This window comes from Cryptosporangium japonicum (assembly GCF_039524755.1).
Classification (GTDB): Bacteria; Actinomycetota; Actinomycetes; order Mycobacteriales; family Cryptosporangiaceae; genus Cryptosporangium; species Cryptosporangium japonicum.
In genome coordinates, this window is sequence record NZ_BAAAGX010000006.1 from 541,571 (window position 1) to 565,940 (window position 24,370).

A 24,370-nucleotide genomic window follows, 5' to 3' on the forward strand; every position below is an offset into this window, starting at 1 on the left:
GGTATCCGCCCTGCGCATCGTAAGCCGCATCCGCATCCGACGCTGACCCCGCCGACCCGGGGCGTCCGTTCGTTGTGGACCTGGCCTCACTCGCTGAACTCTGCTCAACAATTCGTGACCGCAGACACAGTGATCGGCAACGGTTTGAACGAAGGCACCTCGACACGTTCCGACGACAGCTGTCCCGCACCCGAATTCATCGTCATAATCGCAGGTCAAGCCGGGGGCACGAGTACTGCGGACGCGCCGAATCCTGGTTTCGCCATACAATCGGTGACGCATCGACCTTCCGCGACCGAACAGATCAGTTTGGCCGTTTCCAGTCGCCGACCACTCCTCCGGTGCTTGAATGACTCGCGAACCAATAACGCCGCGCCGCTTTGGGCGCATCAACGTGCGATTACGCACCGGCGAGAAGAGAGGCGAAAGTGGAGGTTGGCGAGCGTCTACTCACCCCAGGTGAGGTCGCGGCGCTTTTCCGGGTGGACCCGAAGACGGTGACGCGGTGGGCGGCGGCTGGGCGAATCAGCAGCATCCGTACCCCCGGCGGCCATCGCCGATTCCGGGAATCCGAGGTCCGCGCGCTGCTCGCATCGGGGGACCCGGATGTCGAACTCGAGGATCGCAGGGCGTCCGGGCACTAGTGGGCGGACGGGGCTTGCGACCGGGCAGCACCCAATTCACCGCGCCACCGGGTGAACAGCGTGTGGGTCACGCCGAGAGTGTCGAGCACCTTTCCCGCGACGAAGTCGACCAGCTCCTGCACCGTCGAGGTGCCGGCGTAAAACCCCGGGCTGGCCGGCAGCACGACTGCACCGGCGTCGTGGAGCGCGAGCAGGTGGACGAGGTGCCCCCGGGAGAGCGGGGTTTCCCGGGGCACCACGACCAGCGGTCGTCGTTCCTTCAGGTTCACGTCCGCGGCGCGTTGCAGTAGATCCTTCGAGAGGCCGAGCGCGATGCCGGCGACCGCCGCCGTGCTCGCCGGCACCACGACCATGCCGCGCACCGGGTACGACCCGCTGCTCGGCCCCGCCGCCAGGTCTCCGGCCGGCCAGAAGCGGACGCCGGTCGGAGCGCGGCCGAGCCAGGCCTCCAGGTCCTCTTCCCAGTGGGCGTCGCGGATCGTGCGGCCTACCTCGTCGAGCAGCGTCAGCCGGGCCGCGCGGGAGACGACCAGGTCGACCGACTCCCCCGCGTCGAGCAGGCCGTTGAGCACCGACCGCGCGTACGGAGTGCCGCTCGCACCGGACACACCGACCACCCAGGGCGTCCTCACCACCGCAGCCCTTGCTGGATCACCAGATCCGCGAGCGCAAACAACAACAAAACAATTCCAATGACGCCATTCGCCGTGAAAAATGCTCTATTGACGCGGGACAGGTCATTGGGACGAACAATTGCGTGCTCGTAAGCGAGTACCACTGCGGTGAACACCATTCCGACCCACCAGAACCAGCTGTAGCCGGTCAGTGCCCCGAACCAGACGAACAGGGCCACGGTGACCACGTGCACGACCGTCGACGCGTGCAGTGACGCCGCGATGCCGAACCGCACCGGCACGCTGCGCACCCCGATCCGTCGGTCGACCTCGACGTCCTGGCAGGCGTAGATGAGGTCGAAGCCGCCGATCCAGGTGCCGACGGCCAGGCCGAGCACGAACGCCTCCCACGACCACGACCCGGTGACACCGATCCAGGCCCCCAGCGGGGCGATGGCCTGAGCCAGCCCGAGGAACGCCTGCGGGAAGTCGGTGAAGCGTTTCGCGTACGAGTAGATCGTCAGGAAGAACAGCGCGATCGGGGACAGCACCAGGCAGAGCCAGCCGAGCCAGGCCGCGGACGCCAGGAATACGACGAGCGCGACACCCAGCCCCACCCAGGCCGACCGCACCGACAACGCGCCGGTGACGAGCTCACGCTGCGCGGTGCGGGGGTTCTGGGCGTCGATCCGCCGGTCGATGATGCGGTTCGCGGCCATCGCGACCGTGCGGGCCGCGACCATCGCGACCGTGATCACGAGCAGCGTCACCCACTGGACCGACGGGCCCTCGGTACGCATCGCGGTGAGCGCGGCCACGTAGGCGAACGGCAGCGCGAACACCGAGTGCTCGATCATGACCAGCCGGAGGAACGCCTTCACCTTGTTGGGTGCCTCGGCGGTGGTGCTCACAGCCCGAACTCCCGCCAACGTGCGTCAACCGCAGCGACCACCTCGGGGCTCATCCGCATCTCCTCCGGCCAGCCGCGGTGATAGCCCTCGGACGGGAGCTTGCGAGTGGCGTCCACCCCCAGCTTGCCACCCCAGAACTGCTGGTAGGACGCGTGATCGAGGTGATCTACCGGACCATGGGTGAGCAGGATGTCGTGTGCGTAGTCGACGTTGCCGAACGCCCGGAACGCGACCTCCTGGTAGTCGTGCACGTCACAGTCCGCGTCGACGACGACGACCAGCTTGGAGAGCGAGAGCAGCCCGGCGCCCCAGATCGCGTTCATCACCTTCATCGCGTGCTTGGGGAACCGCTTGTCGATCGAGACGATGCAGCAGTTGTGGAAGACACCGGCGTCCGGCAGGTCGAAGTCGACGATGTCGGGGATCATGAACTTGATCAGCGGCAGGAAGATCCGGTTGGTGGCCTTGCCCAGCGGGCCGTCCTCCTGGGGCGGCTGGCTGGTGACGATCGACTGGTAGATCGGCTTGCGCTGCATCGTCATCACCTCGACGTGCAGCACCGGGAAGTCCTCCACCGGCGTGTAGAACCCGGTGTGGTCACCGAACGGCCCCTCCGGGGCACGCTCCCCCGGCTCCAGGTAGCCCTCCAGCACCACCTGGGCGTGGGCGGGCACCTGCAGCGGCACGGTGAGGCAGTCGACCATCTCGACGCGCTCACCGCGCAGGAAGCCGGCGAAGAGGTACTCGTCGATGTCGCCGGGCAGCGGCGCGGTGGCGGAGTAGGACACCGCCGGGTCACAGCCGAACGCGATCGCCACCGGGAGCCGCTGGCCGAGCCGCTCCGCGACCGCGTGGTGGGCGGTGGAGTCCTTGTGGATCTGCCAGTGCATGCCCAGCGTGTTGCGGCTGTGCTGCTGCAGGCGGTAGAGGCCGAGGTTGCGGGCGCCGGTCTCCGGGTGCTTCGTGTGGGTGAGGCCCAGGTTGTGGTAGATCCCGCCGTCGCCGGGCCAGACCTGCAGGCCGGGGAGTTTGTCCAGGTCGACCTCGTCGCCCTTGTACACGACCTCCTGGCACGGCGCCGTCTTCACCCGCTTCGGCGGGACGTTCTTGAGCTGGGTGAGCTTGCCGAGCGCATCGCGGAAGCCGCTGAACCCCTGCGGCAGCTCCGGCTTGAGCATGCTGCCGATGCGCTGCCCGATCTCGTCGAGCGAGTCGACGCCGAGCGCCATCGCCATCCGGCGCTCGGTGCCGAACACGTTGATCGCCACCGGCATGTCGCCGCGGGTGGGGTTCTCGAACAGCAGGGCCGGGCCACCGGCACGCACCACCCGCTGGGTGATCTCGCTGATCTCGAGCGTCGGATCGACCGGCGCGGTGATCCGCTTGAGTTCACCGGCCTTCTCCAGCCGCTTCAGGAACTCACGAAGATCGGTGTGGGCCATGAACACAAGTATTCATGGCCCACGGAACAGCGCGATCTAGGGGCGGCCGGCGCCCGCGAACGGCATGTTGTTGATGCTCTCGACCTGGACGTTCTGCCCCTCGGTGGGCGCGTGGACGACCTGGTTGTTGCCGATGTAGATGCCGTCGTGGTGCAGGTCGCCGTAGAAGAAGACGATGTCGCCCGGCTGCAGGTTGGCCCGCGACACGTGCGGAACCGAGTTGTACTGCTGGCGGGCGGAGTGCGGCAGGTTCACGCCGACCTGCTTCCAGGCCATCATCACCAGGCCCGAGCAGTCCCACTGGTTGGGGCCGGCACCGCCGAACACGTACGGCTCGCCCTGCTGCGCCATCGCGTACTGCACGACCACCGCGGCGTTACCGCTGGCCTGGCCGTTGTAGGTGACCGTGGCCGGAGAGCTGCCGTACTTCTTGACGTACGCCGACCGGCGGATCTCCTCCCACTTCGACTGGTCCTTCTTTATCGACTTCTGCTGGGAGCCCAGCTGCGACTCCAGCCGCTGAGCCGCCTTGACCTGGTTGTCGACGCGGGTCTTGGTGGCGTCGTACTTGGCCTGGTAGGCCTTCGCCTCGTCGATCGTGTCGCGCTGACGCGACGAGAGCCACTCCACCGCGGCGAGCTGGTCGAGGTAGTTGGCCGGCGACCCGTCGTTGACCATGGCGGACGTGAGCGACAGGCTGCCGTCGCGGTACGCGGTGGCCGCGATCTTGCCGACCTCGGCCTGGGCCGCGTCGAGCTTCGCCTGCGAGGCGGCCAGCTGACGGTTCAGCCCGGCCTGCTGGGTCTTGACCCGCTTGAGCTGGACCTTGGCGCTGTTCATCTGCTCGTTGACCTTGTCCATCTTGACGCCGAGCGCATCGAGTTGCTTCTCGGCCTCGGTCAAGGACGGGGCCGCGCTGGCGCCGCCTCCGGGTAACAGCACCACGCACAGAAGGGTGACGAGGACGCTGGCCAGAACGACGGGACGGCGAGCGTGAGTCCGAGAGGATCTCACCGGTGCGGCACTCCCTGGTGAACGATGGACACTAGAACAGCACTGGGACACGGTATGGCATCTGTTACTGACCGGTCCAGCCTCGTGTGGGAATCCTAATGAAGGCCCCGGGGACCACCACAACGCGTAGTTGGTCCACTCCAGAACGGCTTCTTAAGTGCTCCTTAATGCGGTTTCATCGCGGCATCCGCCGAACGGTGGACGTCACACACCACAGTAGACAGACGAACGGTTGATCACATCACCGTTACCCGCGGGACATCCGATTCACGCGCTATCTATCGTCCCAAAGAGTCCTTTTTTGGTAATTTGTCGGAAACGACAGGTTGACCAAGGGGGACGATTCGATGCCACAGCAGGCCGAACACGAAGACGTGGTGGTGGTCGGCTGGCTCCGGGGGGACGACTACGAGGCCGCGCTCGCCTATCGCCGGCGCGACGACATCACCCCGAAGGACGATCAGCCGAAACGCCAGCAGTCCCAGCCGCCCGAACACTGATCGGCGCACCCAAGAATTAAGGTTTCGCGCCCCTCGGGAAGTGGCGTGGAACACAGCGAAGTGCGCGCCACCCGATACGGGTGACGCGCACTTTCTTAGGATTTACAGGCCCGAGTACGAGTGCAGGCCGCTCACCGCGAAGTTGATGACGTACAGGTTGATCATCATCGTGACGAAGCCCAGCACCGCGATCGCGGCGGCGCGGGGGCCGCGCCAGCCGGTGGTGGCCCGCGCGTGCAGGTACGCGGCGTAGACGACCCAGGAGATGAACGCCCAGGTCTCCTTGGGGTCCCAGCCCCAGTACCGGCTCCACGCCGCCTCGGCCCAGATCGCGCCGCAGATGATCGCGAACGTCCAGATCGGGAAACCGAACGCGTGCAGGCGGAACGTCATCCGCTCCAGACCGTCGGCCGCGGGCAGGTGCCGCCCGACGCCGAACGGGAAGCCGGGCGCGTTGGCCGCACGGCCGGCCGCGACCCGCCGGTCGTAGCCCTCACGCAGCAGGTACAGCACCGAGAGCACGCCACCGATCAGGTAGATGCCGACCGAGATCGAGGCGGTGGAGACGTGGATCCAGAGCCAGTACGAGTTCAACGCCGGCATCAGCGGCCCGGCGTCGACGTAGAGTACGGTGCCGGCCAGCCCGAGCAGCAGCACCACCGGCAGCATCACGAACATGCCGAGGTAGCGCACCGGACGCCGGGCCGAGACCACCAGCCACGTGATCGTGCCGACCACGCACGCCACCGAGACGAACTCGTACATGTTGCCCCACGGCACCCGGCCCGCCGCGAAGCCGCGAGCGGCCAGGCAACCGAGCTGAGCGAGCGCACCGATGACCGCCGCGGCCACGCCGAAACGCCCGAACCAGGCCGCGCGTCCGGCGGTGGGGGCGGGCGGGGCCGGCGGCGCCGTGGCCTCCTCCTGCTCGGGGCCGCCGGCGCCGACGAGCACCCGTTTCGCCGGTGCCGCGGCGCGGGAGGCCACCACCCCCTTGCGCCCGAACGCGAACTCGATGGCGTAGCCGAACATCGCCACCGTGTACGCCAGGATCGCGACGACGAGCAGCGTGTTCGAGAGGTCGGCGAGCTGGGCGTCGGTCATGACGCTCCTTCTTTCGCGGGTGCGGTGCGTTCGATCCGTTCGACGAGGCTCTGGAACTCGTCGGCGAAGCGGTCGGGGTCGGTGCGGGCGAGGCCGCCGACGGTGAGCTCACCGTCGCCGGTGACGCGGACGAACATCCGGCGACGCCGGACGGTGAGCGACGCGATCAGGCCGACGAGCATGAACCCGGCCGAGACCAGCACCAGCATCTCGCCGGGGTCGTGTCCGACCTGGACGGTCATGAACTCGCGGTAGCCGGCGAACTGCAGCGTCGTGCCGTCGTCGAGCGTCCAGACCTCGCCGACCGAGAGCTTCTTCGAGCCCACCGACTTGAGCGCGCCGCTGTCGACCTGGTTCTGGTCGATCGAGTACACCGAGCGGGCGATGCCGGAGTCCAGGCCGGTGTCACCGCGGTAGCCGACGAGCGTCACCGCCGGGTCCTTGGCCTCCGGGCTGATCGACCGGATCGGCGGGCCGGACGGCGGAGCGGTGGGCAGGAAGAACCCGGTGAACGCCATCTGAACGTCGGTGGTGCGTACGGTCGACTTCGGATCCTGGTTGACGTCGGGCAGCACGAACGCGCCCTCGCTGGTGAGCTGGACGTCCTGCGGCAGGAACGCGGGCGTCTCCTCGAACACCCTGCCGTACCGGTCGGTGTACCTGAGCACCGGCGCGTAACCGTGGTTGATCAGGTAGACGTTCGCGCCGTCGAGCCGCAGCGGGTGGTTGACCTTGAGGTCGTACTCGGTGTCCGGGTCCTGGGTGAACGCGCGGTCGCCCTGGATGTACTTCACCTTGGCCAGGAAGTCCTCGGGCTGGCCGTTCGCCAGGTAGGTGCCCTGGAAGTCGTCCAGCTGGACGCAGAACGACGGCAGGGCCGCGTCACGCATGCGGCTGCCCGGCGAGAACGAGTCGTAGGCCTGGACGGTGTCGCAGAACGCGTTGCCCTCGACCGTGAGCACGCTGGCCTTCCAGCCCCACAGCGAACCGGACGCGACGCCGACCAGGAGGCCGACGAGCGCGACGTGGAACGCCAGGTTGCCGGTCTCGCGCAGGTAGCCCTTCTCGGCGCTGACCGTCACCGCGCCGGACTCCTCGGTACGCACCACCGTGCGCCAACGTGCGCGGCGCAGGACACCGCGGGCGGCGTCGGCGAGCGCGGACGGGTCACCGGTGACCGGGGCCGACGCGGAGACCGGCAGACGGTCGAGGTGGCGTGGCGCGGCCGGGGGGCGCTTGACCATCGCGCGGGCGTGCACCCGGATGCGCGGCACGAGGCAGCCGACCAGCGAGATGAACAGCAGCAGGTAGATCGCCGCGAACCAGGGTGAGGCGAAGACGTCGAACGCGGACAGCTTGTCGAGGACCGGCGCCAGCTTCGGGTGCTCGGCGAAGTACTCCTCGACCTTGTTCTGGTTGAGGTCGCGCTGCGGGAACGTGCTGCCGGGGACGGCGGCCAGCGCCAGCAGGAACAGCAGCACCAGCGCGGTGCGCATGCTGGTGAGGATCCGCCACCAGCGCCGCGGCTCCTCGAGGAGCGCGTTGAGCCGGCCGGGGCCGCTCGGACCACGGCCACCGCCGTCGGGCTCGGTGCGGCCGGCGCGGCGGTCCTCGCGCGCGGTGGCGTCCTCCGGGGCGGTGGCCAGCCCGGTGAGGGCGTCCTGCTCGTCCGGTGGCGTGACGGTCTCGCCGGAGGGTGTGACGGTGGACATCAGATCGCCCACCCGTCGACGCCGAACACGCTGCGGATCCAGATCACCAGGTCGTCCCAGAAGCCGAACAGCAGCGCGACGCCGACCGCGATCAGCAGCACACCACCGATCCGCACCACCCACGCGCTGTGCCGACGCACGGCCGCGAACGCACCCAGCAGGCGCCGGAAGCCCAGCGCGAAGAGCACGAACGGCACCCCGAGGCCGACGCAGTACGCGAGCGCCAGGAACGCGCCCCGCCCGGCACCGCCCTGCACCGTGGCGAGGCCGAGCACCGCACCGAGCGTCGGGCCCACGCAGGGGATCCAGCCGAGGCCGAACACCGCGCCGAGCAGCGGAGCTCCGGCCAGACCCGACACCGGCAACCACCGGACCCTGGCCTCACGCTGCAGCCCGGGCAGCACGCCGAGGTACCCCAGCCCGAACACGATCACCAGTGCGCCGACGACCCGCTGCAGCGTCACCTGGTTCTCGAACAGGACCCCGCCGAGGCCACCGAACGCGAACGCGACGAGCGTGAACACCGCGCTGAACCCGGCCACGAACAACATGCTCCCGGCGAGCAGGCGCCCGCGGACCTGGACCCGGGACGGGCGCGTGGCCACCGCCACGCCGCCCGCGGAGGACACCGGCCGGCCGGAGGGGTCGGTGCCCAGCGCGGCGTCCAGGTCGGCGCCGGCGATCCCGGTGACGTACGAGACGTAACCCGGCACCAGCGGCAGCACGCAGGGCGAGAGGAAACTGACCAGCCCGGCCAGCACGCTGACCCCGGCCGCGACGATCAGCGGCCCGTCGGTGACGAGACCCGCGGCGTTCATCGCTTCTCCGCCGCGATCTTCTCGACCACCGGCTGCAACTCGGTGTCCAGCAGCGCTTTCCGGAACACCGCGGCGATCCGGCCGTCGCGGTCGATGACGATCGTCGCCGGGACCGCGTTCGGCGGCGCCGCTTTGAGCTGCAACGCCAGCCGCTGCGACGGGTCGACCAGGCTGGGGTAGGTGATGTTGAACTTGACGTCGAAGCCCTTGGCGCGCGACTCGGTGTCCTTGACGTTGATCCCGAGGAACCGCACGCCGCTCGCCTTGGTGGCCTGGTGGACGCGCTCCAGGTCGTCGGCCTCGGCTCGGCACGGCCCGCACCACGACGCCCAGAAGTTCAGCACGACGACGTCACCGCGGGTCGACTCGAGCTCGAACGAACCGCCGTCCAGCAACTTGCCGGAGAGGTTCGGCGCGGCCTTGCGTTCCCCGACCGCGTACACCTCCTGCGACCCCGACCCGGCCACGAACCGCTGCGACGTGCCCGACGCCTGGTCCACGGCGTCCGTGCCCGTCGAGCAGGCCGCCAATGCGGCCAGTGCGACGAGGGGGACACCACGGCGGAGCCAGGAGGGGGCATACATCGGATTCAGGCGCCTCGCTCGGTTTGGGCGGTCTTCGACTGGGCGATGAGGGCGGCGGCGGGGTCGGCGTACTCGACGCCGACGACCTCGTCGTCCTCGAACTTCACCGACGTCACGCTGGCCAGCGCGCACTGCCGGCGACGGGGGTCGTGCCAGAGCGTCTTCTTCTCCAGGAACCGGCGGAGGATGACGATCGGCGACTGGTGGGAGATGCACACCGCCTCGTGGCCCTCGGCGGCCTTGCGGAAGTCGGTGATCGCCGACATCATCCGCTCGGCCTGCTCCTGGTACGGCTCGCCCCACGAGGGACGGAACGGGTTACGCAGGTAGTGCCAGTACTTGCGGTGCCGCCAGAGACCGTCGCCGGGGCCGAACGGCTTGCCCTCGAACAGGTTCGTGGCCTCGATCAGCCGCTCGTCGACGACCGCCTCGAGCCCGAACCGCTCGGCGAACGGCTCCATCGTCTGCTGCGCGCGCTCCATCGGGCTGACGAAGAGATGCGTGATGTCGCGACCGGCCAGGTGCTTCGCGGTGACCACGGCCATCTGTTCGCCCAGCGGCGACAGCTTGTACCCGGGCAGTCGTCCGTAGAGGATCCCGCCAGGGTTGTACACCTCGCCGTGGCGAATTACGTGCACGGTGGTCGTGACCGTCACTCTCAGGCCTCCGTAAGGGACGCTGCGGCGGCCCGGGCCGCCGTAGGCAACGCTGCCGCGATCCGACCCAGAGCCTCTTCGTCGTGTGCCGCCGACAGGAACCACGCCTCGTAGGCACTGGGCGGAAGGTAGACGCCCTCGGCCAACATGGCATGGAAGAACGCCGCGTACGCCGCGGTGTCCTGTCGCTGGGCCCCGGCGAAGTCGACGACCTCCTCGGCGGCGAAGAACACCGAGAAAAGGTTGCCGGCCGCCTGCACCCGGTGCGGCACTCCGGCTTCAGTCAACGCCTCCGACGCCAACCTGGCCACCTGACCGGCCGAAGCGTCCACCTTCGCGTAGACCTCGGGGGTGGCCGCTTTGAGCGTGGCGAGCCCGGCCGCGCAGGCCAGCGGGTTACCGGAGAGCGTGCCCGCCTGGTAGACCGGGCCGGCCGGGGCGAGGGAAGCCATCACGTCGGCCTTGCCGCCGAACGCCGCGGCGGGCAGGCCGCCGCCCATCACCTTGCCGAACGTGAAGAGGTCGGGCACGACCCGGCCCCCGGAGGCACCGAACCAGCCCGCGGACGAGATCCGGAACCCGGTCATCACCTCGTCGCTGATCAGCAGCGCGCCGGCCGCGGTGCACTGCTCACGCAGCAGCAGGTCGAACCCGTCCACCGGCGGGACGACGCCCATGTTGGCCGGGACCGCCTCGACGATCACCGCGGCGATCTGGGACCCCTGCTCGGCGAAGGCCGCCGTCAGCGCCGCCGCGTCGTTGTACGGCAGCACGATCGTGTCGGCCGCGCTCGCGCCGGTGACCCCGGGCGTGTCCGGCAGCCCGAACGTGACGACGCCCGACCCGGCCGCGGCCAGCAGGGCGTCGACGTGGCCGTGGTAGTTGCCGGCGAACTTGACGATCTTGCTGCGGCCGGTGACACCACGGGCGAGCCGGATCGCGCTCATCGTCGCCTCGGTGCCGGAGTTGACCAGGCGCACCTGCTCGACCGGCTCCACCCTCGCCACGATCTCCTCGGCCAGCTCCACCTCGCCGACGCTCGGCGTGCCGAAGCTCGTGCCCTTCGCGGCCGCCGCGGTCAGCGCGGCGACGACGTCGGGGTGGGCGTGGCCGAGCAGCAACGGACCCCAGGAGCAGACCAGGTCGACGTATTCACGGCCGTCGACGTCGTAGAGATAGGGGCCTTCTCCGCGAGCCATGAATCTCGGCGTGCCGCCGACCGCCCGGAAGGCACGCACCGGAGAGTTGACCCCGCCGGGCACGACGGTGCTGGCACGCGCGAACCATTCGGCCGAGAGGGGCGCGTCCTGGGGATAGCTCACTGCGCCATTGTGACAACTACCGGCCGTAGACGTCCTGCCGGGTACCGTGGTGACACCCACATCCCCTGGCCTTCGAGCCCCGGGCCGTCGTATACAGAATCCAGGGGCGCGCTCCCCGCGGCCCCGACGTCTCCCGAGGAGCCGCCGTGTCCGCTGTGCCGCTGCCCGTCGTGCCCGAACCACCCGCCCGCCCCACGCCCGACGAGGCGTACGCGCTCATGGTCGCGGGCAACGCCCGGTTCGCCGCCGGCACCCCCGCCCGCCCCAACCAGGACGACGCCCGTCGCGTTCAGCTGGTGGCCGGGCAGGAGCCGTTCGCGGCGGTGCTCGGGTGTGCCGACTCGCGCGTCCCCGCGGAGATCGTGTTCGACCAGGGCCTCGGCGACCTGTTCGTGTGCCGCACCGCCGGGCCGATCGTCGACTTCGCCGTGCTCGGCAGCATCGAGTTCGCGATCACGCAGCTCAACGTGCCGCTCGTCGTCGTGATGGGGCACGAGTCCTGCGGCGCGCTCAAGGCCGCCGCGGAGACCGCGACCGGCAACCTCGACCCGACCGGCTCGGTGCGTGACCTGGTCGAGCGGGTACTGCCGATCACGCTGAAGGCGCAGCGCGAGGGCGGCTCGACGGACGAGCAGCTCAACCGGGCGATCGCCTACAACGTCACCCGGGTCATCAACCTGCTGATCGAGCGCTCCCCGGCGATCGCCGACGCCGTCGCCGACGGCTCGGTGAAACTGGTCGGCGCGGTGTACGAGCTCGAAGGCGGTCGAGCCCGTTTTCTGTAGTTAGTTCAGACCCTGCTGGGCGTCGACGTCGTGCGGATCGTGTCCGGGGTGGTTCCGGTCCAGGTCCGGAACGCGCGGTAGAAGGAGTTGGTGTCGTCGTAGCCGAGCAGGTAGGCGATCTCGGTCGAACGCATGCTGCTGTGGCCCAGGTAATGGCGGGCCAGGTCTTCGCGGGTGGTGGCGAGGATCGCCTGGAAGGTCGTGCCTTCCTGGCGGAGTTGGCGTTGCAGCGTGCGTGAGCTGACAGCCAGTTGCTTGGCCACCGCGGGCATGGAGGGGTCGCCGCTGGGCAGCGTCTCGTGCAGAGCGGCCCGGACCCGGTCCGTCACGCTCGCCGTCGCGCGCAGGTCGGAGAGTCGTCGTCGCAGGTCAGGGGCGAAGAACTGCCACATCTGCTCGTTCTCGGTGAGGAACGGCCGGGTGGGGTCGCCGGCCGCGAAGGTGATGGCGTGGCCGGTTTCCTCGAGGATGGGCGCGCCGAGGTACTCGCTGACGGCAGCCGGGACCACCAGCGGCCGCGGAACGCTGATGCGAGCCGCTCGGCGGTTGGTACCACGCCACCAAGTTCGCACTCGAAGCGCTCAGCGACTGCCTCCGGCTGGAGGTCGAGCCTTTCGGGATCAACGTCGTGGTGATCGAACCCGGAGGGATCAAGACCGAGTGGCCGGCCATCGCCGCGCAGAAGGTTCTGGGCGTGTCCGGCAGCGGCCCTTACGCCCCGCAGAGCACCGCGGTGGCCACCTCCCTCACCGCTGAGTCCACTCAGCGGCGCTCGTCTCCGCCCCAGTTGATCGCCGGCACCATCACTAAGGCGGTCACGGCCCGACGCCCGAAGACCCGCTACGCCGTCGGCTTCGGGGCCAAGCCGATGATCTTCCTGCGTGGCGCGTTGCCCGACCGAGCCTTCGACACGGTGATCCGGCGTGCCACCGGCGTCCCGGCCACTTGATCACCACCGAACCTTAAGCTTGCCATTGGCCACTGGCGCATCTTAGTTACTCGTCAGTACGGTGACGGCTGCCACACCCGTGCCGTCAAGGAGGACTCGTGCGCCGTCGTCTGCTCGCCACCCTCACCGCCGCGCTGGCGGCGACCGCGACCGGTCTCGCGCTCGCGCAACCGGCCCAGGCCGCACCCATCGACCTGGTGTTCGCCAACACCACCGGGACGACGTTCATCGCCAAGCAGAAAGTCACCGCCGACATCCCGACGTCGGTGGTGAAGACGTCGATCGACCTGGACGCGAAGACGCTGACCGGCACGGCCGAGATCCCCGACCTCACCGTGCGTCTCAAGCTCGCGAACCTGATCCCGACGACGTCGATCGTCCGGATCGTCCCGCAGGGCGGCCTGACCGGCACCGTCGACCTCGGCGCCAACAAGCTCGAGACCACGACGACGTTCAAGCTGCAGGTGCTGCGTGTCTTCCAGGACGCGCTGCCGAGCCTGAACCTGGTCAGCCCGGGCTGCACGACCAAGACCGCGACCAGCGCGACGCTGACCAACACCACGCCGATCGACGTCTTCGGAACGACGACGGTGACCGGCACCTACAAGATCCCCGGCTTCACCAAGTGCGGCCTGCTGACGCCGCTGCTCACCACGCTGCTCGCCGGCGACGGCAACACGCTCACGCTGAACCTCAAGGGCTGAGCACGGCGGCGAGGGGGCCTTCGCGGCCCCCTCGCCTCAGCCGGCCACGAGTTCGCGGCGCAGGCGCACGAACGTGCGCGGGATCCGCGCCCCCAGCACCGCGACGAGCTTCCCCGCCCGGCGGTAGGCGGCCACGAACCGGTACTCGGCCGGGTCGCCGTCGACCACCTCGACCTCGTCACCCGGCCGCACGAACCCGGCGAACTGCACCATCACGCCGTACTGCTCGCTCCACACGTACGGCACCGGGTCGTACTCGACCGGCTCGCCGAGCAGACCGGACGCCACCGCCGCGGCGTGCTCACGCGCGTGCGTCCAGTGCTCCACCCGGATCGGCCCACCGGCACGCACCGACGGGTACCGCGCCACGTCTCCGCAGGCCCAGACGCCGGGCACGGACGTGCGCCCGGCCGCGTCCACGACCACGCCGTTGTCCAGCGTCACCCCGGAACCGTCGAGCCAGGACACCGCGGGCGTCACACCGATGCCCACCACGACCACGTCGGCCGGCAGCTCACGCCCGTCGGCCAACGACACCCCGGTGACGGCCCCGTCGGCCGAGGTGAACCCGGCCACCGACACCCCGGCCAGCAACGACACCCCGTTGAGCCCGTGCAACGCGGTGACCACCGCGGCCATCTCCGGCCCGAACGCGTGCTCCATCGGAGTCGCGGCGGCGTCGAGCACGGTCACCGAAGCCCCGAGCTTCGACGCCGTGGAGGCCACCTCGGCGCCGATGAACCCGGCCCCGATCACGACGACACGCGCTCCGGGCCGGAACGCCGCGCGCAGAGCGTCGGCATCGGCGCAGGTGCGCAGGGTGTGCACGCCGCGCAGCCCGGCGGCCGACGGCAACGACCGCGGCGTGGTGCCGGTGGCGATCACGACCGCGTCACCGGTGACCGTCGATCCGTCGGCCAGCGCGACGGACGTACCGTCGAGCCCCACCGCGGGCACGCCCAGCCGCCAGTCCACCGGCACGTCCTCGTCGGCGACGAGCAGCGAGATGCCGTCGAGGTCGAGGTCACCGGCCAGATACGCCTTCGACAGCGGCGGCCGGTCGTAGGGGCGGTGCGGCTCCTCGCCGATCAACTCGATCGAGCCACCGAACCCACGCGACCGCAGCGAACGGGCCAGCGACCAGCCGGCCAGCGATGCCCCGACGATGACCACCCTGTCCACAGGCGCTCTCTCCGTAAGTAGGCTTCTTGCGAAGAATCATCGTCCCGTAACAATCGCCGCACACGGGAAGGGGAGTCGCAGTGACGCAGGAGGTTCAAGGAGTCATTTCCCGAGCCAAAGGCGCTCCGGTGGAGGTGACCACCATCCTGGTGCCCGACCCGGGCCCCGGCGAAGCGGTCGTCAAAGTCCAGGCGTGCGGCGTTTGTCACACCGACCTGCACTACCGCGAAGGCGGAATCAACGACGAGTTCCCGTTCCTGCTCGGCCACGAAGCCGCCGGCATCGTCGAGGCGGTGGGCCCCGACGTCACGAACGTCGCCGTCGGCGACTACGTGATCCTGAACTGGCGGGCGGTCTGCGGCGACTGCCGCGCGTGCCTGCGCGGCCAGCCCTGGTACTGCTTCAACACGCACAACGCCAAGCAGAAGATGACGCTGGCCGACGGCACCGAGCTGTCGCCCGCGCTCGGCATCGGCGCGTTCATCGAGAAGACGCTGGTGGCGGCCGGTCAGTGCACGAAGGTCGACGACGCCGCGAAGCCCGCGGTGGCCGGTCTGCTGGGCTGCGGTGTGATGGCCGGCATCGGGGCGGCGATCAACACCGGTGGTGTCGGCCGCGGGCACAGCGTCGCGGTGTGGGGCGCGGGTGGTGTCGGTGACGGCGCGATCGCGGGTGCGTACCTGGCCGGTGCGCGGCGGATCATCGCGATCGACGTCGACGAGAAGAAGCTCCAGTGGGCCCGCGAATTCGGCGCCACGCACACGATCAACGCCCGCGAGGTCGACGACGTCGTGAAGGCCGTGCAGGACCTCACCGACGGGTTCGGCGTCGACGTCGCGATCGAGGCGGTCGGTCGCCCGGAGACGTACAAGCAGGCGTTCTACGCCCGCGACCTGGCCGGAACCGTGGTGCTCGTGGGTGTCCCGACGCCGGACATGACCCTCGAACTGCCGCTGATCGACGTGTTCGGCCGCGGTGGGGCGTTGAAGTCGTCCTGGTACGGCGACTGCCTGCCGTCGCGCGACTTCCCGATGCTCATCGACCTGTACCTGCAGGGCCGGTTGCCGCTGGACAAGTTCGTCACCGAGACGATTCCGCTGGACGGCGTCGAGGGCGCGTTCGAGAAGATGCACCACGGCGACGTGCTGCGCTCGGTCGTGGTCTTCGAATGACGGCCCGCGTCGACCGCATCGTCACCTCCGGCATCTTCGCGCTCGACGGCGGGGAGTGGGAGGTCGACAACAACGTCTGGATCGTCGGCGACGACTCCGAGTGCCTGGTGATCGACGCCCCGCACGAGGCGGACGCGATCGCCGCCGCGGTCGGGGGCCGTACCGTCACCGCGATCGCGTGCACCCACGCCCACAACGACCACGTGAACGCGGCCGTGGAGCTGGCGTCGTACGTCGGGGCGCCGATCCTGCTCAACCCGGCCGACCGGGAGCTGTGGGAGATGGTCTACCCCGACCGCGCGCCCGACGGCGCCCTGACCGACGGGCAGGAGTTGTCGGTGGCCGGGGTGACGCTGGAGGTGCTGGCCACGCCGGGGCACGCCCCCGGCGCGGTGTGCTTCTACGCGCCGTCGCTCGGGGCGCTGTTCTCCGGCGACACGCTGTTCAGCGGCGGGCCGGGCGCGACCGGTCGGTCGTTCTCCGACTTCCCCACGATCATCGACTCGATCCGCGGCCGGCTGCTGTCGCTGCCCCCGGAGACGGTCGTGCACACCGGCCACGGCGACACGACCACGATCGGCGCCGAAGCGCCGCATCTGCAGGAGTGGATCGACCGAGGTCACTGATTCAGAATCACGCCGCCCGGCGAACCGTCCGCCCGCACGTCCAGTGCGGGCGGACGTTCGCTGCGGGGCGCCATCGAGCCCTGGTTCACGGGGAAGTTCGAGCGGAAGACGTTCGCCGGGTCGCGACGCTGTTTGATCCCGCGCAGGCGGGTGAGGGCGTCCGGGGCGAAGGCGTGCGCGGCGGTCTCGGTGCGGCCGAGGAACGTGTACGGCTTACGCCCGCTGATCGGCAGGTCCACGACGATCTCGGTCGCTCTGGCGGCAACGCCGGGGCGGGCGGCCGGGCCGAAGAGGTAGAGCGCGTAGGGCTCGGTGAGGGGCCCGTGAGGGCTGTCCGAGGGGCCGGCGATCGCCCCGCCGAGGTGCCGCACCTGCACGCTGAGCAGCGGCGCGATCGGCTCGGAGAGCAACGCCTCCACCGTGTGGTCGTCGAGCGTCGTCAACAGTTCGGCGTGCGAGATCCCCGCGGTGGGCTCGGTCGGCTCGGCCGTGATGCTCCCGAGTTCGGCGACCGAGATCACGCGCCGGGAGTCGGAGAGCGGCGTCGGCAGCTCACGGAACAGGCCACGAACGTCCGCCGCGTCACCGAGGTACGTGGTGTCCAGGGCGACCATGGGTTCGGCGCCGGGAAAGTGCAGCAGGTCGAGCCAGACCGTCAACTCGTCGGGTGCCGTCGCGGTGACGTCCCGAAAGGCCGCGAACACCTCGGCCGCGTGCTCACCGCTCCACCGCACGCGCCCGCCGTACACCGTCGGCGCGGGATAAAGCGTGAGTTCCAGCCCGGTGACCACCGCGAAGTCCCCACCGCCCCCACGCAGAGCCCAGAACAGCTCGGGATCGTCGTCAGCGCTGACGCGCCGCTGGAGCCCGTCGGCGTCCACCACGTCGAACCCGACGACGGCGTCGGCGACCCACCCGTGAGCGCGGGCGAACCAGCTGAGCCCTCCGCCGAGCGCCGCCCCGGCAACGCTCACGATCGGTGAGCTGCCCGGCAGTCCGGTGAGCCCGTGCGGCGCCGCCGCGGCCTGCAGCCGCCCGGACGCCACCCCCGCCCCGATCCGTGCGCGGCGCGCGACCGGATCGATGTCGACGGTGTCGAGCCGACCGGTGCGCAGCAGGATCGCGCCGTCGGTGCGGCCGGTGGCGTCGTGCCCGTTGGCCTGGGCGGAGATGCCGCGCCCGGTGTGCCGGGCGAACCGCACGAGGTCCAACACGTCGTCGGCGTCAGCGGCTTCGACCACGGCGAGGGCCGGTTGGTCCACGGCCCGGTTCCAGGGCCGACGCACGTCGTCGAAGCCGGACTCTCCCGGGAACCAGGCCCGACCCCTCAAATTCTGGATGTGGAACATCTAGAATACCTCCCGTAAAAAGCCCCTCCGGGGAGGGGCGGTCGATTCAGGCGCGGAGAGCCGCGAAGCGGTTGACCGTGTTGCCCGGGGTGGCCGGGTAGGCGCGTTCCACGTCCGCACGTAGGTCGGCGATGGTCTGCGCGGCCAACTCCCGGCGCCAGGCCAGATCAGCGCGCCGCATCCCCCGGGAGACCAGGCACGACTGCCGGTAGTCGACGGTGGGATCGGCGCCCGGACCCTGCTTCAGGAGCTGGTCGCACCGGAACGCCTCCTCGGGCCCTTCGATCGCGACCACCACGTCGAGCAGGGTGATGTGTTCCGGGCCGCGAGCGAGCTGGAAGCCCCCTCGCGGCCCCGAGGTGGAGGACACGATTCCCGCGCGCGCCAGGGCCTGGAGCTGCTTGTTGAGATAGGCCGCCGGGAGCCCGTAGAACTCCGCCAGCTTGGCCGCGGGCACCGCCTGCCCGGCCGGCAGCCAGGTCAAGTTCAAGCACGTGTGCAGCGCCCACTCGACACCCTCGCTCATCCGCATATCTGGACCCTAGATATCCTGGATAAATATTGTCAAGGATTGGTTAGGCGGCGGGAACGGTGGGGCGGCGGTGGACCAGGGCCACGGCGCCCGCCACCAGGAGGGCCAGGCCCACCAGGGCCACCGCGAAGCCCGCGGCCAGGAAGCTGTCCAGGATCTGGGCCAGGGCGGTGGCCGGCACGACGAGCGCGATCAGCACCGCGGGCACCAGCGCCGGCCAGCGTCGGGTGGCCAGGTAGAGGCCGAAGCAGGCGGCGGCGAAGGCCAGCCCGATCACGAGACCGACCACCGCGAACGCCTTTCCGTCGGTGGTGACCGCCTCGGCCGCACCGAAACCGGTCAAGCCGCCGAGCAGCACTGCGAGGCCGGGCTCCCGCACCGGGTTACCGCGTACCGGCACGGCAAACAGCATCCAGATCGCACCCACGAACGCGTAGGCGATGCCCCACGGGAGGATGTCCTGCACGCCGGCCCGGTCGAGGAAGTCGCCGACCAGCAGCGCGGACGCCAGCCACGCCGTGCCCAGCAACGGCGCTCCACGCACCAGCGCGTACCCGGGCACGGCCACGGCCAGTGCCGCCACCGAGGCGGCCAGCACCTCCCACGAGTCGGGGGCCGGCACCGCGGCCGCGGTGGCCGCCGCGCCGGAGGCCAGCGCGCCGAGCGCCGACGCCAACCGCATCCGGGCGCCGAGAGTGTCCTCACCGAGCCGCGCGAACCGGGCGGCGATCGCTCCGCCGGCCAGCAGCACGGTGGCGATCACGGCGAGCGCGAACCGGGCCGCCGTCGGGAACGAGTCCCAGGTCGGAACGACGATCGACGCGGCACCCCCGAGCACCATCGCCCCACCGAGGTACCCGGCCACCTCGACGATGCGGGTGCGGACCCGGTGCTCACCCGGCGTCGGCCCGGTCGCCACGGTGGCCGCCGCGAGACGGTGGTCCACCTGGTCGGCCTGGCCGGACGTGAGGACACCGTCGCTCACGAGTCCGGCGAGCGTGGTCCGCACGGTCGTGAGCGGAACCGAGGGTTCGGGGCTGGTCATGGGAACATCTTGACGTGTGCTCCGACCTGCGCACATGAGTTGAACTACCCGGTCGGCGAAGCGTGCACGGGGCGGTCCGAAGGGGCACCCTGAGAACGTGCGCAACAAAACGGGCAATGACGACGAAGACGGGTTGAACCAGGCGCCTGGTTCCGGCTCGGACGGGACGCCTGCCGACGAGCCTCACGCACTGTCCGCCGAGCCTTGGCGGCAGGCCGCGGTGGCCTGGACCCAGCACGCCGAGGCCTGGGCCGCCCAGACCGAGGCCGCCCAGGTCGAGGCCGCCCACGCCGAAGCGGCCCGGATCGAAGCCGCCGAATCCGAAGCGGCGCGTTTCGAAGCGGCCCGGGCCGAAGCCGCTTACGCCGAAGCCGCTTACGCCGAAGCGGTCCGGAGCGAAGCCGCCCGGAGCGAAGCCGCCCGGAGCGAAGCCGCCCGGAGCGAAGCCGCCCGGGCCGAGACCGCACAGCCCGGAACCGACCAGCCCGGAACCGACCAGCCCGGAACCGTTCGGCGCCGGAAACGATCCGCCCGGCCGGCGGATCGCTCGCCGGCGATCCCGGACAACGTGCTGCCGGTGCCCGCCGAGCCGCACCACTGGGCCAGCCCCGCCGGCGACCGTCTCCCGGTCCGGGCCCAGCCGGCGTCCGTGGTCCCCACGCACCACGCCGAGCCGGCGCCACCGCACCCCGAACCCGCCGAGGTGGACGACCTCGGCGAGGTACCGGATGAGCCCCCGGTCAGCCCGTGGCCGGACCTCGCCCCGGACGAGCGTTCCGCGCACGCGCACGTCTGGTCACCCACCGCCCGCTCCCCACGCTCGTTGGCCCCGCTCGCGGGCGCCGCCGCGTTCGTGCTCTGCCTGGCCACCGCCAGCGTCGCGGTCTGGAGCTGGACCCGCCCCGAACCACAGCCGCTCTCCGCGCCTCCCCCGCCGCTGGCCTCCGCCCCGGTGGTCCCGTCCGCCGAGGCACCGGCACTGGCGCCCTCGCCGCTGCCCGAGGCGGGTGTCGCGAGCGCCCCGGTGAACCCGGCCCCGACCGGCGGCCGCCCCGAGCAGGACGGCACCCGCCCCGCGGACGCGCTCGCCCACTGGGCCGACGCACTGCGCCAGCTCGACATCCCGCCGACCGCGCTCCAGGCGTACGGCTACGCCGAAGCGGTGCTCGCCCGGGCGAAACCCCGCTGCCGTCTCTCCTGGACGCTGTTGGCCGCCATCGGCGGCGTCGAGTCCAACCACGGGCGGTACGGCGGCGCGACGCTGCAGCCCGATGGCACCAGCAGCCGCCCGATCATCGGGGTGCCGCTGGCCGGCATCGGCGTGGAGCGCGTGAACGACACCGACCAGGGCCTGCTCGACGGCGACGTCACCTACGACCGGGCGATCGGCCCGATGCAGTTCCTGCCCGCGACCTGGAAGGCCTGGGCGGTCGACGCCGACGACAACGGTCGCGCCGACCCCTACGACATCGACGACGCGTCGCTCGCCGCCGGCTACTACCTGTGCGCGGGCGGGCAGAACCTCGCCTCGGGTCCCGGCTGGTCGTCGGCGGTGTTCAGTTACAACCGGGTGCCTGCTTACGTCGAACGGGTCTTCGAATTCGCCGACGCCTACGGTCGCGCTTCTTGACCTCAGCAGCCACGATGGAGGTGAAAACCGAGGAAGGAGCCGCAGTCCGTGAGTGCACCAACCGTCGGACAGCTCGGCCAGTACAAGCTGGTCGGCGTGCTCGGCTCCGGCGGAATGGGCACCGTCTACCTGGGGCGTTCACCCGGCGGGCGGCCGGTCGCGGTGAAAGCCGTGCACGGCCATCTCGCGATCAACCCCGACTTCCGGACGCGGTTCCGACGTGAGGTCGCGCTGGCGCGGCGCGTCGGCGGGCCGTACACGGCCGCGATGCTCGACGCCGACCCGGACGCCGACCCGCCGTGGCTCGCGACCGAGTACATCCGCGGTCAGTCGCTCTCCCAGGTGCTCACCGAGCACGGTGCGCTGCCCGAGCACACGGTCCGGGCGCTGGCCGCCGGGCTGGCGGAGGCGCTGCAGGTCATTCACGCCGCCGGGGTCGTGCACCGGGACCTGAAGCCGTCGAACGTGCTGCTCTCGGAGAACGGTCCGCGGGTGATCGACTTCGGGATCGCCAAGGCCGTCGAAGGCATCGATCTCACCGGCGACGGGCCGCTGCTCGGTACGCCGGGGTACATGTCGCCCGAGCACCTGGCCGGGTCCGCGCTGGCGCCGAGCAGCGACGTGTTCTCGCTGGGGGCGGTGCTGGCGCACGCCGCCACCGGGGTGGCGCCGTTCGGGGCCGGGCAGTCGTTCGCGGTCGCGAACCGGGTGGCGACCGCGCCGCCGGATCTGTCGGGGTTGCCGGCCGGGCTGGCCGAGCTGATCGGGAAGTGCCTGGCGAAGGAGCCGGGTGAGCGGCCGTCGCTGGACTGGATCGTGCGTCAGGTGGGGTCGTTCTCCGAGCAGGATTCGTGGCTGCCGTCGGAGGTGGGGAACGCGATCCGGCACCGGCCGGCGCCGACGCGTCCGTTCACCAGTGCCGACGCGCCGCCGCCCGGTGCGGGCGACGCGGCGGACGACGTGCCGCCGCCGGACATCGTGGAGTACCTGGCCGACCGGTTCGCGCGCCGGGTCGGGGGCGCTCCGATCGTTCCGGTGCGCTCCTCCGAGCGTCCGGTCGCGTTGATCCGCCCGAAGCCCGCCGGTGCGCCCGCGCCGGAGGTTCCGCCGGCCGAGCTCGCCGTGGCCAAGCTCAAGGAGGGCGCCGCCCGGCTCCAAGGCGCGGCCGCCCGCCTCAAATCCGCCGCCCGCTCCTCCGGCGGCCAGACTTCCGCCCCGGACGCCCGCACCCCTGCCGGCTACGCCCCCGGTAGCCCCGCGGCCGGCGCCCGCCCAGCCGGCGCTCGCGAAGCCGGCGCTCCGGTGGCCGGTGGCCCCGCGCCGGTGCACGGGCGGGCCGGTGGGCCGATGGGGGCTCGGGGTGGGTCGGCGGCGGCGCCGCAGCAGCGTGCGCCGTGGCAGCGGAGGCCGGACGGGAACCCGGCCCCGGCCCGGGACGCTCGCGCGGCGGCGGTGAGGACACCCCGCCGGGTGCCGTGGCAGCGCCTGCAGTGCCCTCCGATCGGCACGCCGACCGGCCGCCGGGCGTGGAGCCGCTGGCTGCTCGTCCTGATCCTGCTCGCCCTGCTCGACGCCGTCGCTCAGACCCCGGCGGTCCGGGAGCTCGTCGGCGCCCCCAGTTCCCCTCCGTGGCTCGCCGGCGCTTTCGAGGCCAGCTCGGCGATCGGCCGGGTGATGTCGGGCGTGCCCGACCCGATCACCGGGTGGATCAAGGAGGGTGGCGCCGCCACCAGGGCGATCCGCCTGGCGGTGATCCCGCTCCTGCTGCTGGCCTTCGTCGCGCTGATTCGACGCGGCGGCACGTCGTCACCGATGATGGTCGCCAAGACCGCCGCCGGTTGGCTGGGCACCGCCCTCGCCGTGCTCCTGGCCTGCCGCTACCTGGCGACCGGCTTCGCCAGCCTGGTCTGGGCCGTCGACACGCTCGGCTGGCTGCTGATCCCCACCGCGATAGCCCTGGCCGTGCTCACCAGCCGCGTAGCCGGCAAGGCCCGCTAGTCCAGGTACCCGGCCGCTTCCGTGGCCCAGTAGGTCAAGACGAAGTCGGCGCCGGCGCGGCGGGCGCCGATCAGCGTCTCCATCATGACCTGTTCGCGGTTGATCCAGCCGTTGGCCGCGGCCGCCTCGACCATCGCGTACTCGCCGGACACCTGGTAGGCCGCCACCGGCACGTCCACCGCGTCGGCCACCTGGCGCAACACGTCGAGGTACGGCAGCGCCGGCTTCACCATGATGATGTCCGCGCCCTCGGCGACGTCCAACGCCACCTCGCGCAGCGCCTCGGCGGCGTTCGCCGGGTCCTGCTGGTAGGTGCGGCGGTCACCCTGCAGCTGCGACTCCACCGCTTCCCGGAACGGGCCGTAGAAGCCCGACGCGTACTTCGCCGCGTAGGCGAGGATCACCGTGTTGGTGTGCCCGGCCGCGTCCAGCGCCGCACGCACGACCCCGACCTGGCCGTCCATCATCCCGGACAGCCCGAGCACGTGCGCTCCGGCGTCGGCCTGGGCGACCGCCATCTCGGCGTAACGCAGCAGCGTGGCGTCGTTGTCGACGGAGCCGTCGGCGGCCAGGATGCCGCAGTGGCCGTGGTCGGTGAACTCGTCGAGGCACAGGTCGCTCATCACGACCGTGTCTTTCCCGACCTCGGCGATCACGTCGGCGATCGAGTCGTTGAGCACCGCGTCGGTCGTGCCGCAGTGGTCGCGTTCGGTGGGCACCCCGAACAGCATCAGGCCACCGACGCCGGCCGCGACCGCCTCGTGCGCGGCCCGGCGCAGCGAGTCACGCGAGTGCTGGTAGACGCCGGGCATCGACCGGATCGGCCGGGCCTCGGGGATGTCTTCCTTGACGAACAGCGGGAGCACCAGGTCGGCCGGGTTCAGCCGCACCTCGGAGACGAGCCGACGCATGGCCGGGCTCTGCCGGAGCCGACGCGGGCGCACGCTCGGGAAACCGCCGCCACCGCCGCCGCTGCCCGGCGAGAGACCGGGGCAGAGCTTCTCGAGTGACGGCGCACCGGCGGTGGCTCGCCGCAACGTCCCGCTCATGCGTATCTCCCTCTCCCCGGGTCGCGTC

24 protein-coding genes and 1 pseudogene are annotated in these 24,370 nt (G+C 70.9%); 9 read left to right on the forward strand and 16 right to left on the reverse strand.

Translation table 11 applies throughout. The features are described from left to right. The first annotated feature begins 428 nt into the window (after positions 1–428). Positions 429–644, forward strand: coding sequence for a BldC family transcriptional regulator (locus ABD437_RS07425; RefSeq protein ID WP_035858356.1), 216 nt, complete (start codon positions 429–431; stop codon positions 642–644). Here the strand turns inward: ABD437_RS07425 and ABD437_RS07430 are convergent. From ABD437_RS07430 to ABD437_RS07445, 4 genes are read right to left on the reverse strand one after another with little or no spacing between them, the layout of a single operon-like run. Further along, positions 641–1,276, reverse strand: a complete 636-nt coding sequence (locus tag ABD437_RS07430; RefSeq protein WP_344647982.1) for a UbiX family flavin prenyltransferase — start codon at positions 1,274–1,276, stop codon at positions 641–643. The two genes, ABD437_RS07425 and ABD437_RS07430, sit on opposite strands and share 4 nt — an antisense overlap. Then, complete coding sequence (gene mqnP, locus ABD437_RS07435) at positions 1,273–2,187, reverse strand: menaquinone biosynthesis prenyltransferase MqnP (protein ID WP_425558103.1); 915 nt, start codon at positions 2,185–2,187, stop codon at positions 1,273–1,275. Before mqnP ends, ABD437_RS07430 begins: the two co-directional genes overlap by 4 nt. Next, entirely contained in the window at positions 2,166–3,611 is a 1,446-nt protein-coding gene (locus ABD437_RS07440; protein WP_344647984.1) for a menaquinone biosynthesis decarboxylase, read from the reverse strand. Before ABD437_RS07440 ends, mqnP begins: the two co-directional genes overlap by 22 nt. A gap of 36 nt (positions 3,612–3,647) precedes the next feature. Next, on the reverse strand, positions 3,648–4,556 hold the full coding sequence (locus ABD437_RS07445; RefSeq protein WP_344647985.1) for a C40 family peptidase: 909 nt from the start codon (positions 4,554–4,556) through the stop codon (positions 3,648–3,650). 416 nt (positions 4,557–4,972) lie between these two features. Between ABD437_RS07445 and ABD437_RS07450 the strand changes: the two genes are divergently transcribed. After that, positions 4,973–5,125 carry a hypothetical protein gene (locus ABD437_RS07450; protein ID WP_344647986.1) on the forward strand — a complete coding sequence of 51 codons (153 nt, stop codon included), beginning with the start codon at positions 4,973–4,975 and terminating at the stop codon, positions 5,123–5,125. 102 nt (positions 5,126–5,227) lie between these two features. On the opposite strand, the gene ccsB is transcribed toward ABD437_RS07450, so the two are convergent. Genes ccsB through hemL form a run of 6 tightly spaced genes read right to left on the reverse strand, consistent with a single transcriptional unit; the run spans position 5,228 to position 11,321 of the window. Further along, entirely contained in the window at positions 5,228–6,229 is a 1,002-nt protein-coding gene (gene ccsB / locus ABD437_RS07455; protein ID WP_344647987.1) for a c-type cytochrome biogenesis protein CcsB, read from the reverse strand. Beyond that, positions 6,226–7,941: a cytochrome c biogenesis protein ResB gene (gene resB, locus ABD437_RS07460; RefSeq protein ID WP_344647988.1), complete on the reverse strand. Its 1,716-nt coding sequence runs from the start codon at positions 7,939–7,941 to the stop codon at positions 6,226–6,228. Before resB ends, ccsB begins: the two co-directional genes overlap by 4 nt. Beyond that, a complete protein-coding gene (locus tag ABD437_RS07465; protein WP_344647989.1) occupies positions 7,941–8,759 on the reverse strand; it encodes a cytochrome c biogenesis CcdA family protein in 819 nt (272 codons plus the stop codon). The genes resB and ABD437_RS07465 overlap by 1 nt, the downstream gene beginning before the upstream one ends. After that, the gene (locus ABD437_RS07470; RefSeq protein ID WP_344647990.1) at positions 8,756–9,343 is read right to left on the reverse strand and encodes a TlpA family protein disulfide reductase; all 588 of its coding nucleotides are present in this window, start codon (positions 9,341–9,343) and stop codon (positions 8,756–8,758) included. The genes ABD437_RS07465 and ABD437_RS07470 overlap by 4 nt, the downstream gene beginning before the upstream one ends. Before the next feature lie 5 nt (positions 9,344–9,348). Further along, on the reverse strand, positions 9,349–9,999 hold the full coding sequence (locus ABD437_RS07475) for a histidine phosphatase family protein (protein WP_344647991.1): 651 nt from the start codon (positions 9,997–9,999) through the stop codon (positions 9,349–9,351). 2 nt (positions 10,000–10,001) lie between these two features. Beyond that, the gene (gene hemL, locus ABD437_RS07480) at positions 10,002–11,321 is read right to left on the reverse strand and encodes a glutamate-1-semialdehyde 2,1-aminomutase (RefSeq protein WP_344647992.1); all 1,320 of its coding nucleotides are present in this window, start codon (positions 11,319–11,321) and stop codon (positions 10,002–10,004) included. A gap of 146 nt (positions 11,322–11,467) precedes the next feature. On the opposite strand from hemL, the gene ABD437_RS07485 reads away from it, so the two are divergent. After that, entirely contained in the window at positions 11,468–12,106 is a 639-nt protein-coding gene (locus tag ABD437_RS07485; protein ID WP_344647993.1) for a carbonic anhydrase, read from the forward strand. Between the two features lie 5 nt (positions 12,107–12,111). Here ABD437_RS07485 and ABD437_RS07490 read toward each other — a convergent pair whose 3' ends face one another. Then, positions 12,112–12,615, reverse strand: coding sequence for a helix-turn-helix transcriptional regulator (locus ABD437_RS07490; RefSeq protein WP_344647994.1), 504 nt, complete (start codon positions 12,613–12,615; stop codon positions 12,112–12,114). Between the two features lie 26 nt (positions 12,616–12,641). On the opposite strand from ABD437_RS07490, the pseudogene ABD437_RS07495 reads away from it, so the two are divergent. Both ABD437_RS07495 and ABD437_RS07500 read left to right on the forward strand, forming a co-directional pair. Next, a pseudogene (locus tag ABD437_RS07495) lies at positions 12,642–13,055 on the forward strand (SDR family NAD(P)-dependent oxidoreductase); the annotation flags it as partial. A gap of 98 nt (positions 13,056–13,153) precedes the next feature. Further along, a complete protein-coding gene (locus ABD437_RS07500; RefSeq protein ID WP_344647995.1) occupies positions 13,154–13,759 on the forward strand; it encodes a hypothetical protein in 606 nt (201 codons plus the stop codon). A gap of 36 nt (positions 13,760–13,795) precedes the next feature. On the opposite strand, the gene ABD437_RS07505 is transcribed toward ABD437_RS07500, so the two are convergent. Then, entirely contained in the window at positions 13,796–14,941 is a 1,146-nt protein-coding gene (locus ABD437_RS07505) for an NAD(P)/FAD-dependent oxidoreductase (RefSeq protein ID WP_344647996.1), read from the reverse strand. Positions 14,942–15,021: 80 nt separating this feature from the next. Between ABD437_RS07505 and ABD437_RS07510 the strand changes: the two genes are divergently transcribed. After that, complete coding sequence (locus ABD437_RS07510; RefSeq protein WP_344647997.1) at positions 15,022–16,113, forward strand: S-(hydroxymethyl)mycothiol dehydrogenase; 1,092 nt, start codon at positions 15,022–15,024, stop codon at positions 16,111–16,113. Continuing rightward, positions 16,110–16,739, forward strand: a complete 630-nt coding sequence (locus tag ABD437_RS07515) for an MBL fold metallo-hydrolase (protein ID WP_344647998.1) — start codon at positions 16,110–16,112, stop codon at positions 16,737–16,739. The genes ABD437_RS07510 and ABD437_RS07515 overlap by 4 nt, the downstream gene beginning before the upstream one ends. On the opposite strand, the gene ABD437_RS07520 is transcribed toward ABD437_RS07515, so the two are convergent. From ABD437_RS07520 to ABD437_RS07530, 3 genes are read right to left on the reverse strand one after another with little or no spacing between them, the layout of a single operon-like run. After that, the gene (locus ABD437_RS07520; RefSeq protein ID WP_344647999.1) at positions 16,733–18,088 is read right to left on the reverse strand and encodes an FAD-binding oxidoreductase; all 1,356 of its coding nucleotides are present in this window, start codon (positions 18,086–18,088) and stop codon (positions 16,733–16,735) included. The two genes, ABD437_RS07515 and ABD437_RS07520, sit on opposite strands and share 7 nt — an antisense overlap. A gap of 46 nt (positions 18,089–18,134) precedes the next feature. Continuing rightward, positions 18,135–18,620 carry an RrF2 family transcriptional regulator gene (locus ABD437_RS07525; protein ID WP_344648000.1) on the reverse strand — a complete coding sequence of 162 codons (486 nt, stop codon included), beginning with the start codon at positions 18,618–18,620 and terminating at the stop codon, positions 18,135–18,137. Positions 18,621–18,663: 43 nt separating this feature from the next. After that, on the reverse strand, positions 18,664–19,665 hold the full coding sequence (locus ABD437_RS07530; RefSeq protein WP_344648001.1) for a hypothetical protein: 1,002 nt from the start codon (positions 19,663–19,665) through the stop codon (positions 18,664–18,666). Between the two features lie 97 nt (positions 19,666–19,762). Here ABD437_RS07530 and ABD437_RS07535 point away from each other — a divergent pair, with 97 nt between their 5' ends. Beyond that, positions 19,763–21,295, forward strand: coding sequence for a lytic transglycosylase domain-containing protein (locus ABD437_RS07535; RefSeq protein ID WP_344648002.1), 1,533 nt, complete (start codon positions 19,763–19,765; stop codon positions 21,293–21,295). Between the two features lie 48 nt (positions 21,296–21,343). Beyond that, complete coding sequence (locus tag ABD437_RS07540) at positions 21,344–23,293, forward strand: protein kinase domain-containing protein (protein WP_344648003.1); 1,950 nt, start codon at positions 21,344–21,346, stop codon at positions 23,291–23,293. On the opposite strand, the gene hemB is transcribed toward ABD437_RS07540, so the two are convergent. After that, positions 23,290–24,342, reverse strand: a complete 1,053-nt coding sequence (gene hemB, locus ABD437_RS07545; RefSeq protein ID WP_344648004.1) for a porphobilinogen synthase — start codon at positions 24,340–24,342, stop codon at positions 23,290–23,292. The two genes, ABD437_RS07540 and hemB, sit on opposite strands and share 4 nt — an antisense overlap. Between the last annotated feature and the right edge of the window lie 28 nt (positions 24,343–24,370).